The sequence below is a fragment of the Mycolicibacterium stellerae genome (genome assembly GCF_003719305.1).
In the GTDB taxonomy this organism is placed as follows: Bacteria; Actinomycetota; Actinomycetes; order Mycobacteriales; family Mycobacteriaceae; genus Mycobacterium; species Mycobacterium stellerae.
The window spans coordinates 1-15,592 of sequence record NZ_RARC01000039.1 but is presented as its reverse complement, the minus strand read 5'-3'; the positions used below and the strand labels follow the sequence as shown (position 1 = coordinate 15,592).

The window sequence follows — 15,592 nt, the reverse complement described above, 5'->3', positions numbered from 1 at the left end:
TCAGGCCGCGCCCAAGCGCGGCAGACGACGGGCGATGCGGTCCAGCGCCGCGTCGGCCACGCGCTGCATGTCCTGCTCCGGCGAGGCCGGAATGAAGGTGACGCCGTCGGCCACCTCGGCGATGAAGATGTCGGCGACAAGGCTGGCCAGCCCGTCGATGGTGCCCGCGTAGTGCAGGGTGTCGTCGTCCAGCAGGGGCATCGCAGCGTGCGCGGAGCGGAAGTCGGCGGCGACCGCAACGGTGATATCGAGGATCACCGCGACGTCGTCGGAGATGCGCCCGCGCGCGCGTCGGGCCTGCTGCAGGTCGGGGGCCGCCATCCGCACCGCCGCGGTGTCACCGGACGTCAGCTCGCTCCAGTTGTCACCCGACGCGTCGGCCACGAAGAGCCGCAGCCCCCGGTCACGTCTGCTTCTCACGCCGACACGTTAGGAGCGCGATCGCCCGCCGACAACGGTTGCGCTCAGCGAGAATCCAAGCATGGCCCCCGCGAAACTTTCGGGCGATTTGTCACGCGCCGCGTCAGGCTCGGACGCGCCGCCGCCGACGGTTAGTACGTTGTAGGCGTGACTGGGGATTTTCCGCCTGAGGTACCTGAGCAGTACCTGCTCTCGCCGTACGCCCCTGCACCGCGCACGCTGGTCGACATCCTCTACGACACGGCGGCGCGCTACCCCGACGCGGCCGCCATCGACGACGGCTCCGTCCAACTGACCTACAGCGAACTGATCACCGACATCGAGGACAGCGTCGCGTGGCTGGCGGCCCGCGGGATCGGCCGCGGCGATCGCATCGGTATCCGCATGCCGTCGGGCAGTTACGCCCTGTACGTGGCGATCCTTGCCACCCTCGCCACCGGTGCCGCCTATGTGCCGGTCGACGCCGACGACCCCGACGAACGCGCCGCCCTGGTGTTCGGGGAGGCCAACGTCGTCGGCGTGATCACCGAGGCGGGCTTGACCCGAGGAGCGGGCGAGTCCCGCGGCTGGCGTGCAGCGGCGCCGCTGGGTCGCGATGACGCGTGGATCATCTTCACGTCCGGTTCGACAGGAACCCCAAAGGGCGTCGCGGTCACCCATCGCAACGCCGCCGCGTTCGTCGATGCCGAAGCGCGGATGTTCTTGCAGGACAATCCAATTGGACCCGGTGACCGGGTGCTGGCCGGGTTGTCGGTGGCGTTCGACGCGTCCTGCGAGGAGATGTGGCTGGCCTGGCGTAACGGCGCATGCCTGGTGCCTGCTCCGCGCTCGCTGGTGCGCAGCGGGATGGATCTCGGGCCGTGGCTGGTATCCAAGGACATCACCGTGGTGTCGACGGTGCCGACGCTGGCCGCGTTGTGGCCTGCCGAGGCGCTGGAGGCGGTGCGGCTGCTGATCTTCGGCGGCGAGGCCTGCCCGCCGGAGCTGGCGGAGCGGTTGGCTGCGGGACCGGACTCCGCGGGTCGCGAGGTGTGGAACACCTACGGACCGACCGAGGCCACCGTCGTCGCATGCGCGGCCAGGCTGGACGGCACCGGACCCGTCAGCATCGGGCTGCCGCTGCCGGGCTGGGACCTGGCCGTCGTCGGCAAGGACGGCGCGCCGGTGGCGGTCGGCGAAGTCGGAGAGCTGGTGATCGGCGGCGTCGGTCTGGCCCGCTACCTGGACCCCGACAAGGACGCCGAGAAGTACGCGCCGATGCCCACGCTGGACTGGAACCGCGCCTACCGCAGCGGCGATCTGGTGCGCCTCGAGCGTGACGGCCTGTTTTTCTGCGGCCGCGCCGACGATCAGGTGAAGGTCGGCGGACGGCGCATCGAGCTGGGCGAGGTCGACGCGGCGCTGGTGCATCTGCCCGGTGTCAGCGGCGGCGCCGCCGCGGTGCGGCGGACGGCGAGCGGCACCCCGCTGCTCGTCGGTTACATCGCCAGCGCCGACCCCGCCTTCGACCTGGCCGCGGCCCGCACGACGCTGGCGGAGTCCCTGCCCGCTGCGCTGGTGCCCCGGCTGGTGCTCCTCGACGAGCTGCCGACCCGCACGTCGGGAAAGGTGGACCGGGATGCGTTGCCGTGGCCAGTCGCCGGCGGTCCCGACGAGGGGGCACCTGATCTCGGCGGCACGATGGGCTGGCTGGCTGGGCTGTGGCGCGGCGTGCTGGCGGCATCCGTCGACGGTCCCGAGGCCGACTTCTTCGCGCTCGGTGGTGGCTCGTTGTCGGCGGCGCAGCTGGTCGCCGCGCTGCGCGAGCGCTACCCGCAGGTGACGGTCGCCGACCTCTACGACCACCCGCGGCTGGGTTCGCTGGCCGGTTTCCTCGACGAGATGGCCCCGCCCCCGAAGGTCGAGACGAGGCGGGTGCGGCCGATGCCGTTGCTGTCGCAGGCCTTTCAGGTTGCGATGTCGCTGCCGTTGGCCACGCTGACCGGCCTGCAGTGGGTGGTGTGGCTGGCGCTGATCAACAATGTCGCAGCGGCCGTCAGCCCGGTGTCGTGGTTAATCCCCATCAACTGGTGGTGGATCCTCGGCGGGTTTGTATTGTTCGTCGCGCCTTTGGGGCGGATGGGCATCGCGGTGCTGTGCGCCCGAATACTGGTCGGCTCCCTGAGACCGGGCACGTACCGTCGCGGCGGTTCGGTGCACCTCCGGGTCTGGATCGCCGAGCGGCTCGCCGACGCCAGCGGTGCGGAGAACCTGGCAGGCGCGCCGTGGATGGTGTACTACGCCCGGGCTTTGGGCAACAAGGTAGGCAAGGGCGTCGACCTGCATTCGGCGCCTCCGGTGACGGGGATGCTCACCCTTGGCCACCGAAGCTCGATCGAGCCGGAGGTGGACCTGTCCGGGCACTGGATCGACGGCGACCATTTCCATGTCGGCACCATCACGATCGGCAATGACTGCACCATCGGTGCGCGTACGACGCTGCTGCCTGGCGCCACGGTCGGGAAGAACGCCGACGTGGCCCCCGGCTCTGGCGTGGTCGACCGGGTGAAGAAGGGGCAGTACTGGAAGGGTTCGCCCGCGGTGAAGTCCGGCAAGGCCCGCCATCCGTGGCCGGAGGAACGCCCCGGCAGGGCGCCACTGTGGGTGCTGGTCTACGGAGTGACGTCGATGCTGTTGGGCGCCTTACCCCTTGCTGCGCTTGGCTGTGGGCTGGCCGTGATCGGCTGGGCGATCAGAGACTCCGCGTCGCTGACCGACGCCGCGATGCGGGCACTGGTGTGGATCCCGGTCGCGACGCTTGTCGCGCTGGTTGTCTACGCGACGCTGACAGTCGTCGGGGTGCGGGTGCTCTCGCTGTGGCTGCACGAGGGATACCACCCGGTCCGCAGCCGGTCGGGCTGGCAGATATGGGCGACCGAACGCCTGATGGATGCCGCCCGCCACTACCTGTTCCCGCTGTACGCCAGCCTTCTCACGCCGACCTGGTTGCGGGTGCTCGGGGCGAAGGTCGGCCGCGGCACCGAGATCTCCACGGCCTTGCTGACGCCGAAGTTCACCACGATCGAGGACAGCGCATTCCTGGCCGACGACACCATGGTGGCGTCCTACGAGCTCGGCGGCGGCTGGATTCACGTCGCAGGGGCGACGATCGGAAAGCGGGCGTTCCTCGGCAATTCCGGGATCACGCAGCCCGGGCGCAAGGTGCCCGACGACGGCCTGGTCGCGGTGTTGTCTGCAGCCCCGCCCAAATCGAAGGCGGGGTCGTCGTGGCTGGGCAGCCCACCGATTCGGTTGCGCCGCCAGCCAACCGCCGCCGATGCGCTGCGCACCTTCCATCCGCCGACCCGCCTCAAGGTCATGCGGGGCTTCGTGGAGACGTGCCGGCTGGTGCCGGTGATCGTGACGTTCGCGATCGGCGTTGGCGTGCTCTTCGCGTTGCAGGCGCTGATCGTCGAGTTCGGTTACCTGTGGGCGACCCTTGGCAGCGGCGTCGTTCTGCTGGTCGCAGGAGCGGTTGCGGGTACCATCGCGGTGATTGCGAAATGGGTTGTGGTGGGCCGTATCCGGGCTGTCGAGCATCCGCTGTGGTCGGCGTTCGTCTGGCGCAACGAGGTCTCGGACACCTTCGTCGAAACCGTCGCGGGACCCTGGTTCGCCAAGGCCGCCACCGGAACGCCGGTGATGAACCTGTGGCTGCGGGCACTGGGGGCGAAGATCGGTCGGGGTGTCTGGTGTGAGTCCTACTGGCTGCCCGAGGCGGATCTCGTCACGCTCGAGCGGGGTGCCACCGTCAACCGTGGCTGCGTCGTGCAGACACACCTGTTCCACGACCGGGTGATGCGGATGGACACCGTCGTTCTCGAGGAGGGTTCGACGTTGGGGCCGCATTGTGTGGCGCTGCCCGCGGCACGCCTCGGTGCCGGATCCACCGTCGGGCCGGCGTCGTTGGTGATGCGCGGTGACGAGGTTCCACCGTCGACCCGGTGGCAGGGCAACCCGATCGCTCCGTGGAATGCGTTCGGCAAGAAGCGCGGTGCCGACGTGCCGGAGAAGGCGCCCGAGGACACCGCCGCGTGAGCCGATTGAAGAAGGCGGCGAAGAAAGTTCCGGTCATCGACCCGTATCTGCCCCACAACGGCAACTTCGGCTACCGGGTGTCACGCTACGAACTCGATCTGGAGTACAAGGTCGCGATCAACCGGCTCGCGGGCTCGGCGACGATCACCGCCGTCACCCTTGCCGAACTACGAACCTTCACGCTGGATCTCTCCAGTGCGCTCGCGGTGACGAAGGTGTCGGTGAACGGACGTCGGCCCGCCGCATTCAGCTGCTCGAGCGGCAAGCTGCGCATCACGTTGTCCTCGAAATTGCCTGCGGGAGCGGCGATGACCATCGAGGTCCGCTACGGCGGCACGCCGCGACCCGTCCGGTCCCTGTGGGGCGAGGTCGGTTTCGAGGAATTGACCGAAGGCGTGCTGGTTGCGGGGCAGCCCAACGGCGCCGCGTCGTGGTTTCCATGTGACGACCACCCCAGCTCGAAGGCCAGCTATCGCATCCAGATCGCCACTGAGAATCCGTACCGGGCGATTGCCAACGGCGAGTTGAAGTCCCGGCGCACGCGGGCGGCGATGACGACATGGACCTACGAGCTCGCCGAGCCGACGTCCACCTATCTGGCCACCCTTCAGATCGGCGTGTACGAGTCGTACCGGCTGCAGAAAACACCTGTGCCGATACACGCAGCGTTGCCTGCTCGGCTGAAGCGGAACTTCGACCATGACTTCGGCAGGCAGCCGCAGATGATGAAGCTGTTCGTCAAGCGCTTCGGGCCGTATCCGCTGTCGACCGGTTACACGGTCGTCGTTACCGACGACGATTTGGAGATACCGCTTGAGGCGCAAGGTATTTCGATTTTCGGTGCCAACCATTGCGACGGCAGCGGTGGCTCGGAGCGGTTGATCGCCCACGAGTTGGCGCATCAATGGTTCGGCAATTCGGTGACTGCCCGGCGGTGGCGCGACATCTGGCTGCACGAGGGCTTCGCCTGTTATGCCGAGTGGCTGTGGTCGGAGGAATCGGGCGGCCAGACCGCCGACGAGTGGGCGCAGCACTACTACCAGCGGCTGGTCGATTCGCCGCAGAATCTGCTGCTGTCCGATCCCGGCCCGCGCGACATGTTCGACGACCGGGTGTACAAGCGCGGCGCGCTCACCCTTCATGCTCTGCGACAGGCCATCGGTGACGATGACTTCTTTGCGCTGCTGCAGGATTGGATGACGCGGCACCGCCACTCGACCGCAGTGACCGACGACTTCACCGGTCTGGCGGCCAATTACGCAGATGTGTCACTGCGCCCGCTGTGGGATGCGTGGCTGTACTCCACGGACGTGCCGGCGTTGTGACCGACGCGGCCACCCCCACCGGCCCGATCACCCGCGGCAGCGTCGCCCGCGTCGGCGTCGCCACCGCCATCACCGCGCTGTGTGGGTATGCGGTGTTGTACCTCGCCGCGCGCGACCTCGAACCGGCCGGCTTCTCGGTGTTCGGCGTGTTCTGGGGTGCGTTCGGGTTGGTGACTGGGGCGGCCAACGGTCTGTTGCAGGAAGCGACGCGCGAAGTGCGGGCGACCGGCTACGTCGAGATCGCGTCGGGCCCACGCACGCACCCCATGCGGGTGGCGGCGATGGTCGGTGTGGTCGCGGCGGTGGTGATCGCCGCCAGTTCGCCGCTGTGGTCGGGACACGTCTTCGTCGAGTCGCGGTGGCTCAGCGTCGCGCTGTTGAGTGTGGGGCTCGCGGGGTTCTGTCTGCACGCCACCCTGCTGGGAATGCTGGCCGGTGTCGGGCGGTGGACGCAGTACGGGGCGCTCATGGTCACCGACGCGGGCATCCGGGTGGCGGTCGCGGCGACCACCTTCGTGATCGGTTGGGGGCTCGTCGGCTATCTGTGGGCGACCGTTGGCGGAGCGGTGGCGTGGCTGATCATGTTGATGGCCTCACCGTCGACGCGGGCGGCGGCGGCGCTGATGACGCCCGGCGGGACGGTGACCTTCCTGCGCGGCGCGGCGCATTCGATCGCGGCGGCCGGTGCCAGCGCGATCCTGGTGATGGGTTTTCCGGTGCTGCTCAAGGCGACGTCGGGTGATCTGGGTGCGGCGGGCGGCGTGGTGATCCTGGCCGTGACGCTGACCCGTGCGCCGCTGCTGGTGCCCCTGACGGCCATGCAGGGCAATCTGATCGCACACTTCGTCGACCAGCGCACGGAGCGACTGCGGGCCCTGCTGGCACCGGCCGCGGTAGTCGCCGGATTGGGCGCGGTGGGGGTGGCCGCGGCCGGGACTTTCGGGCCGTGGCTGCTGAGGGTGGCGTTCGGCGAGGACTACCGCGCCAGCGGTAGCTTGCTCGCATGGCTGACCGCGGCGGCGATCGCGATCGCACTGCTGACGCTGACGGGGGCGGCGACGGTGGCGGCGGCGCTGCACCGCGCGTATTCGGCGGGTTGGATCGGCGCGACGTTGGCGTCGATGCTGTTGTTGCTGCTGCCGCTCGGCCTGCAGACCCGCACGGTGATCGCACTGCTGTGTGGGCCGATGGTGGGAATCGCCGTGCACCTGGTGGCGCTTGCCAGGGGATCGATACGCTGAGCGTGTATTTTAGTGCGCATCGATATGCGCTACCAGGATGTTTGGATCGTCGTCCCCGCCTATAACGAGGCGAGCGTCATCGGCGACGTCATCGGCGACATTCGCTCGGTCTTCGACAACGTCGTCTGCGTCGACGACGGCAGCAAGGACGGTACTGGCGATCTGGCGCTGCGCGCGGGGGCCCACGTCGTCTCGCATCCGGTCAATCTCGGGCAGGGCGCGGCGATTCAGACCGGCGTCGAGTACGCCCGGAGGCAGCCCGGAGCGCAGGTGTTCGCGACGTTCGATGCGGACGGCCAGCACCGGCTGAAAGACGTCGTCGCCATGATCGACCGGTTGTCCGCCGACGACGTCGACATGGTGGTCGGCACACGGTTCGCCGAGCCGAACGTGAGCAAGCCGCCTTTCATGAAGCGGGTCATCTTGCGTGCGGCGGCGTTGTTGAGCCCGAACAGCCGGCAACTGCGGTTGACCGACGCGCACAACGGGCTTCGGGTCTTCAACAAGAAGGTGGCCGACGAGCTCAACATCACGATGAGCGGGATGAGCCACGCAAGCGAGTTCATCGCGCTCGCCGTCGAAAATCGTTGGCGGGTAGCCGAAGAGCCGGTTGAGATCCTCTACACGGATTACTCGAAGTCCAAAGGTCAGCCGTTGCTCAACGGGGTGAACATCGTGTTCGACGGGCTGCTGCGAGGGAGGTTGTCCCGATGAATTGGATTCAGGCACTTCTGATCCTGTCGATCGTCGCGCTGCTGGTCTACCTGTTGCGGTCGCGGACGAGCGCGCGCACCAAGGCGTGGGTGAAGGTCGGTGGTGTGCTGTTCGTGATCGCGGCGGTGTATGCGGTCCTGCGGCCGGATGACACCACTGTCGTCGCGAATTGGCTTGGCGTGGACCGCGGTGCGGACCTGATCGGCTACGTGTTGATCATCGCGTTCGTGTTCACCACGCTGAGCACGTATATGCGGTTCAAGGAGCTAGAGTTGCGATATGCGCGGCTGGCCAGAGCTGTTGCGCTGCAAGGCGCCCGCGTCCCCGACGAGGGTTGAGAATTGCCGCGGGAGGGGTTGTCAGCCGGCAATACGCTTGATTGGTGACGCAGGACGTCGACACTGATACGTATTACGCGGTGGGCAACCGGTTGTACGAGTTGGCCGGTGAGGTGTACGACGCGTTCGCCGTCAACGTCCAGATTCTGGGTGGGACCGGCGCGATGGCCGGCACCGATGATGCCGGCACCGCGTGGGCGCAGTCGTACGACGGGCGTGCACGCGAAGTCTTGGATTCGGTCAACGATTTGACCACGGCGCTGCAGAACTACGGCGGAGTGATCATCCAAGCCGGCTACAACCACGCCGTCGCCGAATACAACGCCACACCAGGGCAGCGGGGCGCGCCGCCGCAGCGCCCACCCGATCCAGCCAGTGTGGCCGGCGTTCTTTCGGCGCCGCCGTCGGCGGGCGGCCCCGGCCAGGGCTTGTGGGATGACGCGCTGGGCCTCGTCGAGCAGGTCGGCGTGCCGGTGCCCGACGGCGACACCGTCAAGGTCGACACCGCCGCCCACGCCTGGGACCGGCTGGCCACGGTGTATCAGACCGTTACCGTCGTGGAGGCGCTCGACGTCAACGCCCGCGCGTTTAGCGACACCCAGTCCCCCGAGGTCGAATACCTCACCAGCGATCTGCGCGAGTTGCGGGATGCGACGTCGGCGATTCTGGCCGGCTGCAGCGAGCTGGCGCAGTCGTGCCGGGACTACAAGGCCGCCCTCGACGACCTGCGCCAGCAGTTGGGAGACATCCTCACCGACCTGGCGGTCGAACTGGCCGCCACCGCAGTGATCTCCATCTTCGCCGCATGCGTCAGCTTCGGAGTCGGCGCCGCCGCAGGCACCGCCAAAGCCGCCCACACCATCACCAAATTCGCCGGCACCATCCGCTCGGCCATCAGCGCCTGGAAGATCTCCAAACACATCAGCCAAGGCGTCAAAAGGGCCCACGACATCGCCGGCGTGCGCAAACGCCTGGAACGCATCAAGAGCTTGGGGCGGACGGGCAAACCAGAGGAACCGGTCGGACCCGCCGTCCACACAACTCCGAGCACTCCCCTGACGACATCTCGGGCCCAGATCGAAAAGAAATTCGACCTGCACGCAGCCGATTTCGGAGTGACCGAGCCACGCGGCAGAGCCGGGTTTAATGCCTTTGAGCGCGCAGTCAGGAACCAGGTCGATGACCCAGCTACCCTGCACATCAACGGCACCTACAGGGGGGATCCAGCGATCATTAACTACAACCCGAACACTGGACTCGCCGTGATTCAGAAACCGAACGGCGAGTTCGTCAGTGGGTGGCGACTAGGCGACGACCAGGTCAGCGGTGTTCTAGATTGGGGGAAGCTCCGGTGAGTAAGCAGCCAGACGAATTACCGGATCTCAGTTGGTACATCCATCTGATTGAAGAGTTCATCGCCGACCGCATGAGCGCGCCTGATTTTCAGAAGGCATACCTCTCTGCTCTGAAATTGGAGAACAGAGGTCTCGAGGTTCCAATCTTCGATGTTCTTCAGAGACTATTCGGAGATGCTGACGCATATGTCGCCTATCCGGAACTTCGAACGGAGCCAGAGGACCTCGACGACGAACAACTCCGGGAGTGCGCAATCCGCGCTCGAAGCGAACTTCGAGAACTCGGATACAACTAGTCGTGACCAAGGCAGCACCAAAGATCAAGCGAGGTGCGCGTAAACAAAGCTTTCGGGTCTTCTTTCCAGCGTTGAGCGCAGACGTGGGAGATCGCGTGCCAGCGCAAGACCCGACGACCAGTCGTCGCGCCCGCGCCGACCGTGCCGTCGCACGCCCAAGTGGAGACGCAATGATCGCGATTCGATGGATACAAGCCAACGAGGATGACTCCACTCGAACCAGAGGGGGGTTCTAGCGCTCGGTTCGACTGTGCGGTTTCGTACGCGACACGCGGAGGAGGCGTACAAATCCGCACATTCGATCATGCGGACGCTGACGCCGCCGCCGCAAAATTGGTGCGGGAGTGAGTCTTCGCGGCCCATAGGCTTGATGTGTGGTCGCCGATATCCGGGTTGATGTACCGCAAGCACTCAAGACGTCGAGCGCCGTTGGCGGTGATGCCGAGCAGTTGCGAGCAGAACTGGCGAGGCTGTCGCGGGAATGGGACAGCATCGTGTCGGGCTGGTCGGGTGCTGCCGCAGCCTCGTATGGCGCTTTGTGGGAGGAGTGGCACGACGCTGCGGCCACGCTCGTCGAGAGGCTCGCTGGATCGTCACAGCAGCTCGAGCGGGCCGCGGTTGGATACGACGAGCAGGAGAGCGCCTCTGCGGGGTCGGTGCGAAACGTGCCAACTGAGGTCGCCTGGTAATGCGCTACCGAGTCGAACTCGATGAACTGCTGGCCTTCGTCGACAAGCTTCACGCCTTCGACGAGCGAGCCGACATGATCGCTGCCCAGGTCGACGATCGAGTCGTCGCGCTGCACGAGTCGTGGCAGGGCAAAGGCGCCGTCGCGCACTACACCCTGCACCAGGAGTGGATGAGCACCGCACACCAGATGCGTGAAGCGTTGTCACAGTTGCGACACGCGGCACACGCCGCACACAGCAACTACACCGAGGCTGCCCGGCTGAACGTCGCAATGCTGACATGACCCAGGACGTCGACACCGATACCTATTACGCGGTCGGCAACCGGTTGTACGAGTTGGCCGGTGAGGTGTACGACGCGTTCGCCGTCAACGTCCAGATTCTGGGTGATACCGGCGCGATGGCCGGCACCGATGATGCCGGCACCGCGTGGGCGCAGTCGTACGACGGGCGTGCACGCGAAGTCTTGGATTCGGTCAACGATTTGACCACGGCGCTGCAGAACTACGGCGGAGTGATCATCCAAGCCGGCTACAACCACGCCGTCGCCGAATACAACGCCACACCAGGGCAGCGGGGCGCGCCGCCGCAGCGCCCACCCGATCCAGCCAGTGTGGCCGGCGTTCTTTCGGCGCCGCCGTCGGCGGGCGGCCCCGGCCAGGGCTTGTGGGATGACGCGCTGGGCCTCGTCGAGCAGGTCGGCGTGCCGGTGCCCGACGGCGACACCGTCAAGGTCGACACCGCCGCCCACGCCTGGGACCGGCTGGCCACGGTGTATCAGACCGTTACCGTCGTGGAGGCGCTCGACGTCAACGCCCGCGCGTTTAGCGACACCCAGTCCCCCGAGGTCGAATACCTCACCAGCGATCTGCGCGAGTTGCGGGATGCGACGTCGGCGATTCTGGCCGGCTGCAGCGAGCTGGCGCAGTCGTGCCGGGACTACAAGGCCGCCCTCGACGACCTGCGCCAGCAGTTGGGAGACATCCTCACCGACCTGGCGGTCGAACTGGCCGCCACCGCAGTGATCTCCATCTTCGCCGCATGCGTCAGCTTCGGAGTCGGCGCCGCCGCAGGCACCGCCAAAGCCGCCCACACCATCACCAAATTCGCCGGCACCATCCGCTCGGCCATCAGCGCCTGGAAGATCTCCAAACACATCAGCCAAGGCGTCAAAAGGGCCCACGACATCGCCGGCGTGCGCAAACGCCTGGAACGCATCAAAACCTCGCGCGCAGGGAACAACCCGAGGAGCCGAAACCGCTGCTGCGCGATGTAGGTCCGGAGCTGAAGGTCGATAGCGCGCAATTCGGCCACAAGGTGGGCAAGCACGCTGAAGATTACGGCTTGAAACCGAACGACCCAGATGCTCGCGCTTGGGTGCGGCAACACATTGAAGACATCTTTAACAACCCGGATGAGGTCCGGCAAGGTGTATACCATCCACAGACTGGCGGGGGCGCGAACTTTTGGTTCTATCGACTAGGGGACGACATCGTAATCACCAAGGAGAACGGCGACTTCGTCTCTATCTTCAAGAACGGCGCCGATAGCGACTGGTTCAAAAAGGCAGCACCTCGATGACGACGCAGGACACAGCACAAGTGCACCGTGATCTCGAAGGACTGGTTGGCAAAACGATCCGTTCATTACAGCGCGTGTTCTACGCCATCGGTGACGTTGTCGAGCGGAATGAAGGACCATTGCAGCTCGAGTTCAACGACGGATCCGTCGTTCTGTTTCAGTCGGGAGCCAACGGACGAGACCTCACCGTCAGATCGACGCCATGGCGTGATCCTTTCGCTGGTGAACTATCCGAAGAAAACCGTGCTTACGTCGCAGAGCACGGGAAGTGGTCCCTGTTCGACGTTTCCGGCGAGCATCCGTTCGCCGACGTCTGTGGTAGACGCGTTGCGCGCATCGCAGAGATTCACCTGAAGGAGCAACTGGAGGCAGAAGGCTTCCCTGTGGCGGAAGCCGTTGCCGAGGGCCACATCGAAAATTTTGGGGTAATCGTCGGCGTGCTGCTATGCGTCGACGGGTTGACGATCCGGGTCGAGTCGATCATGGACGAACTGCGCGTCGATGTCACCGCCGGTCAGCTGCCGTTACACGGGTGACGACGCGCGAATTCTACTTGAGAGCAGTGCACTTCGATGAGAACGTCGTGTATGACGCATTCGCGGTCAATGTCCAGATTTTGGGTGATACCGGTGCGATGGCGGGTGGCGTCGTCTTGGAGGGAGGGAGGGAGACTTCAATGAGCAAGCGGCCAAATGAACGGCCGGACCTTCGAGTCTACGTTGGCCTAATCGACAACTTCATCACCAACGTTATCAGTGCTCCTGAGTTTCAGAAATCCTATCTGTCGACCATGAAATCAGAGCAAAGGGTCTTTGGCGCTCCGATTTTTCCCGTCATTCAAAGATTATTCGGAGACGCCGACACCTACGTCGCCTACCCGGAACTCAGAACAGAGCCGGCGGACCTCGACGACGAACAACTCCGGGAGTGCGCGATTCGCGCTAGACGCGAACTGCGCGAACTCGGATTCGATTAGTCGCGGGTGCCGATCCGTGACACCGACGGCTATTGGGCGATCTGTTCCTCAGCGAAGAACGCTACGGTCCTAGCGATGCCGTCGTTGAGTTTGACCTTTGGCGTCCAGCCGAGAACCCGCTCAGCGCGGCTGATATCGAGGCAGGAGCGACGCAAGTCCCCGAGCCGTGGCGGGTGAAATTCTGGCTCGTCGGGCTTACCGGCCGCGGCTGCGATCGCCGAATGTAGCTGCCGGGTAGACGTTTCCACGCCGGTGCCGATGTTGAAGCGCTGGCCGCCGCCGTCGTCACCGGACGCTCGGACGAAGGCGTCGACGACGTCATCGACGAAAACATAGTCACGGGTGTCGCTGCCGTCGCCGAAGATCTTCGTCGGCCGGTCGGCGAGGAGTGCGCGCGAGAAGATGGCGACCACACCGGCCTCACCGTGCGGATCTTGGCGCGGCCCATAGACATTCGCGGGTGCAATGTGTGAGCACTCGATGCCGTAGAGGTTACGGAAGGTGTTGAGGTACACCTCACCGGCCACCTTGCTCGCGGCGTAGGGCGAGGCCGGGTTGATCGGTGCGTCCTCGCTCGTCGGATAGCTCGGCGGTGTGCCGTACACGGATCCGCCCGACGAGGTATGCACGATCTTGCGGACTCCGGCGCGGCGGGCGGCCTCGGCTAGACGCACTGTGCCGACGACATTCACGGCCGCGTCGAATTGCGGCTCTTGGACCGAATGACTGACGGAGATCTGGGCAGCGAGGTGAAAGATGACCTCGGGCCGAATGTCGGCAAGAAGATCAATCAGGTCGGCCTCGACGATGTCGGCCTTGACGAACTCGAAGTCGGAGTGCCGGTCGGCCTCGCCGAGATTGACGCTGTTGCCTGAGCTGAGGTCGTCGAGGCCGATGACAGCATGTCCGTCGGCGAGAAGGCGGTCGACCAGCGTGGATCCGATGAATCCGGCTGCCCCCGTCACCAATGTGCGCATCGGCTCACCATACCGACGGCCGCTGTGCGCCCTAGAGGTTGGTGATACCCGCCTGCAGCACCTGGCTTTGGATCTCGGTGATCTTGCCGGTGTTTTTCTCTTCCTGCGCCTGCATGGCTGCCACTGCCCGGGTGGATGCGGCGCTGTGCTCGGTACCGCGGGTCGCCAGTGCTTCCGACGAGGCTGCCGCCTTCTCGGCGGCCGCGGCGGCTACCGCGTTCAGCGCCACGTCGATGGGACTGGTCGGCGGCGATAGCGGCGGCACCGGGCCTGGCACTGAGACCTCGGCCATCGTCGCAGCAATCTTGCTGACGTGGCCGAGCGTCTCTTCAGGGTTGAGCTTTATGTCCTTAGCGGCCATAGCTGTCCCTCCTTTGCGACCTGCTCAGTGGCATAGACGATATCGGCATAGTCCGGGTTGTCGCCACGCCACAGCGAAAGTGCCTCCACGGCACGGTCCAGGTTGTGATGGGCGCGGTAGAGCACGGTGGTGTTCGGGTCACCGGACGGTTCGACCTCGATGAATCCCGGGCGCATGAACAGCGACTTGCCGTAGAGGCGCACCTCGGCCAGGGCAGACCACTGTTCGTCTGAGATGGGCGAGCCGCTCGCGAGACCGCCGAGAACCTCACGGATGACGGGCGCCACTTCGATACGAAGCGGCTCGACACCTGCGAGGGCGGTCGCTACGGCACCGGCGGTCGCCTCCCATGCCGCCGACCGCCGTTCAGTTGGAGGCAGGGTGGCGTCGACGAGTTGCTCGTAACTCTGAGGGGACATCACGGCCAAGCGGTGCAGTCGTGACTCGTCGAGTTCGGGTGCGGGCGTGGCGGGATCGATGGGCGAACGCGTCGAGTCGCAGTCCTGGTAGTGGGGCACGCCGGCGCGGCGGGCGGGAAGCACAGATGAGCCGCCTGGGTCGGTGGTCGCGGCGAGCGCGTACAACTCGACGTTGGGATCGAGCACGGCACGCTCGGCGGCGTAGGCGACCATTGTCACGGTGGGGTTGACCCAGCCGAAAAACTTGGCTTGGAAGCCGGAGCTCAGTTCGGGATCGGCGAAAAGCACTCGGGCAGAACGCGGTACGTAGACACCGGGCGGGATGTAGCTCGCACCGTCGTTACTGACAATGATGGTCTCGACACCGGTCGCGACCTTGAAAATGCCGACGCACCAGTGCAGGCCGGGATACATCCGAGAGGCGTGCAGGAGTTCGTAGGCGAGCTGGATGGCGTCGTCGAGATGTTGGTCCTGGGTTTCGGAGCTGACTATTGCTGCGCCGGTGCCGGTGGCGGCGATGCCGGATGTGGCCAGCACGCTCGGTGGCACGCCGGTCGAGGAGATGGCCGCCGAAGCAGCGCCCGAAGGCAGGCCCGCGCCCCCGCCCGCGCCGCTGGCGGCGACGGTGGGCGTCGACGGTGTGGGTGGCGTCGGGGTCCCTCGGGGAATATCCGAACCGAATGCCGCGAGGTTGCCTCTTTTACACATCTCCCTTCCCCCGATACCCAGCCTCTCCTCGTTTGCCTTCTTCTCCTTTCACATTTCTCTCTTCTTCTCTCCTTTTCCTTCTTCTTCTCTTCTTTCTTCTTTTCTCTCCTCTTTT

Annotated in this window: 17 protein-coding genes; 13 read left to right on the top strand and 4 right to left on the bottom strand. The window is 65.7% G+C overall.

Annotated features, from left to right (window positions below; all coding sequences use genetic code 11):
* Window positions 1-396, bottom strand: coding sequence for a hypothetical protein (locus tag D6M19_RS30435; RefSeq protein ID WP_123029065.1), 396 nt, complete (start codon window positions 394-396; stop codon window positions 1-3).
* A gap of 171 nt (window positions 397-567) precedes the next feature.
* Between D6M19_RS30435 and D6M19_RS30430 the strand changes: the two genes are divergently transcribed.
* The 13 genes from D6M19_RS30430 (at window position 568) to D6M19_RS30370 (ending at window position 13,012) form a co-directional block, all read left to right on the top strand.
* Window positions 568-4,497 carry a Pls/PosA family non-ribosomal peptide synthetase gene (locus tag D6M19_RS30430; protein ID WP_123029022.1) on the top strand — a complete coding sequence of 1,310 codons (3,930 nt, stop codon included), beginning with the start codon at window positions 568-570 and terminating at the stop codon, window positions 4,495-4,497.
* On the top strand, window positions 4,494-5,822 hold the full coding sequence (locus D6M19_RS30425) for a M1 family metallopeptidase (protein WP_123029021.1): 1,329 nt from the start codon (window positions 4,494-4,496) through the stop codon (window positions 5,820-5,822). Before D6M19_RS30430 ends, D6M19_RS30425 begins: the two co-directional genes overlap by 4 nt.
* Complete coding sequence (locus D6M19_RS30420) at window positions 5,789-7,063, top strand: hypothetical protein (protein ID WP_407665425.1); 1,275 nt, start codon at window positions 5,789-5,791, stop codon at window positions 7,061-7,063. Before D6M19_RS30425 ends, D6M19_RS30420 begins: the two co-directional genes overlap by 34 nt.
* A gap of 24 nt (window positions 7,064-7,087) precedes the next feature.
* Entirely contained in the window at window positions 7,088-7,777 is a 690-nt protein-coding gene (locus D6M19_RS30415; protein ID WP_123029064.1) for a polyprenyl-phospho-N-acetylgalactosaminyl synthase PpgS, read from the top strand.
* A complete protein-coding gene (locus D6M19_RS30410) occupies window positions 7,774-8,115 on the top strand; it encodes a DUF2304 domain-containing protein (protein ID WP_123029019.1) in 342 nt (113 codons plus the stop codon). The genes D6M19_RS30415 and D6M19_RS30410 overlap by 4 nt, the downstream gene beginning before the upstream one ends.
* A gap of 44 nt (window positions 8,116-8,159) precedes the next feature.
* On the top strand, window positions 8,160-9,470 hold the full coding sequence (locus D6M19_RS30405; protein ID WP_123029018.1) for a colicin D domain-containing protein: 1,311 nt from the start codon (window positions 8,160-8,162) through the stop codon (window positions 9,468-9,470).
* The gene (locus D6M19_RS30400) at window positions 9,467-9,766 is read left to right on the top strand and encodes a Psi4 family immunity protein (protein ID WP_123029017.1); all 300 of its coding nucleotides are present in this window, start codon (window positions 9,467-9,469) and stop codon (window positions 9,764-9,766) included. Before D6M19_RS30405 ends, D6M19_RS30400 begins: the two co-directional genes overlap by 4 nt.
* Before the next feature lie 374 nt (window positions 9,767-10,140).
* Complete coding sequence (locus D6M19_RS30395) at window positions 10,141-10,455, top strand: WXG100 family type VII secretion target (RefSeq protein WP_123029016.1); 315 nt, start codon at window positions 10,141-10,143, stop codon at window positions 10,453-10,455.
* Complete coding sequence (locus D6M19_RS30390) at window positions 10,455-10,739, top strand: WXG100 family type VII secretion target (protein ID WP_123029015.1); 285 nt, start codon at window positions 10,455-10,457, stop codon at window positions 10,737-10,739. The genes D6M19_RS30395 and D6M19_RS30390 overlap by 1 nt, the downstream gene beginning before the upstream one ends.
* Window positions 10,736-11,731, top strand: a complete 996-nt coding sequence (locus D6M19_RS30385) for a WXG100-like domain-containing protein (RefSeq protein WP_206428678.1) — start codon at window positions 10,736-10,738, stop codon at window positions 11,729-11,731. The genes D6M19_RS30390 and D6M19_RS30385 overlap by 4 nt, the downstream gene beginning before the upstream one ends.
* A 41-nt stretch (window positions 11,732-11,772) precedes the next feature.
* Window positions 11,773-12,036, top strand: coding sequence for a hypothetical protein (locus D6M19_RS30380; protein WP_164478770.1), 264 nt, complete (start codon window positions 11,773-11,775; stop codon window positions 12,034-12,036).
* The gene (locus D6M19_RS30375; RefSeq protein ID WP_123029014.1) at window positions 12,033-12,572 is read left to right on the top strand and encodes a hypothetical protein; all 540 of its coding nucleotides are present in this window, start codon (window positions 12,033-12,035) and stop codon (window positions 12,570-12,572) included. Before D6M19_RS30380 ends, D6M19_RS30375 begins: the two co-directional genes overlap by 4 nt.
* Complete coding sequence (locus D6M19_RS30370; protein WP_164478773.1) at window positions 12,569-13,012, top strand: colicin immunity domain-containing protein; 444 nt, start codon at window positions 12,569-12,571, stop codon at window positions 13,010-13,012. The genes D6M19_RS30375 and D6M19_RS30370 overlap by 4 nt, the downstream gene beginning before the upstream one ends.
* 29 nt (window positions 13,013-13,041) lie before the next feature.
* On the opposite strand, the gene D6M19_RS30365 is transcribed toward D6M19_RS30370, so the two are convergent.
* Genes D6M19_RS30365 through D6M19_RS30355 form a run of 3 tightly spaced genes read right to left on the bottom strand, consistent with a single transcriptional unit; the run spans window position 13,042 to window position 15,477 of the window.
* Window positions 13,042-13,989 (bottom strand): GDP-mannose 4,6-dehydratase, encoded by a 948-nt coding sequence (locus tag D6M19_RS30365; protein ID WP_123029012.1) that lies wholly within the window; start codon window positions 13,987-13,989, stop codon window positions 13,042-13,044.
* A gap of 31 nt (window positions 13,990-14,020) precedes the next feature.
* Window positions 14,021-14,350: a hypothetical protein gene (locus D6M19_RS30360; RefSeq protein WP_164478772.1), complete on the bottom strand. Its 330-nt coding sequence runs from the start codon at window positions 14,348-14,350 to the stop codon at window positions 14,021-14,023.
* Window positions 14,332-15,477, bottom strand: coding sequence for an EspK C-terminal domain-containing protein (locus D6M19_RS30355; RefSeq protein ID WP_164478771.1), 1,146 nt, complete (start codon window positions 15,475-15,477; stop codon window positions 14,332-14,334). Before D6M19_RS30355 ends, D6M19_RS30360 begins: the two co-directional genes overlap by 19 nt.
* Window positions 15,478-15,592: the final 115 nt, after the last annotated feature.

Excerpts from the sequence above, each read along its gene's own strand:
- D6M19_RS30410 (WP_123029019.1), top strand. The coding sequence starts at position 7,774 with ATGAATTGGATTCAGGCACTTCTGATCCTGTCGATCGTCGCGCTGCTG.
- D6M19_RS30415 (WP_123029064.1), top strand. The coding sequence starts at position 7,088 with ATGCGCTACCAGGATGTTTGGATCGTCGTCCCCGCCTATAACGAGGCG.
- D6M19_RS30360 (WP_164478772.1), bottom strand. The coding sequence starts at position 14,350 with ATGGCCGCTAAGGACATAAAGCTCAACCCTGAAGAGACGCTCGGCCAC.
- D6M19_RS30355 (WP_164478771.1), bottom strand. The coding sequence starts at position 15,477 with ATGTGTAAAAGAGGCAACCTCGCGGCATTCGGTTCGGATATTCCCCGA.
- D6M19_RS30375 (WP_123029014.1), top strand. The coding sequence starts at position 12,033 with ATGACGACGCAGGACACAGCACAAGTGCACCGTGATCTCGAAGGACTG.
- D6M19_RS30365 (WP_123029012.1), bottom strand. The coding sequence starts at position 13,989 with ATGCGCACATTGGTGACGGGGGCAGCCGGATTCATCGGATCCACGCTG.
- D6M19_RS30390 (WP_123029015.1), top strand. The coding sequence starts at position 10,455 with ATGCGCTACCGAGTCGAACTCGATGAACTGCTGGCCTTCGTCGACAAG.
- D6M19_RS30385 (WP_206428678.1), top strand. The coding sequence starts at position 10,736 with ATGACCCAGGACGTCGACACCGATACCTATTACGCGGTCGGCAACCGG.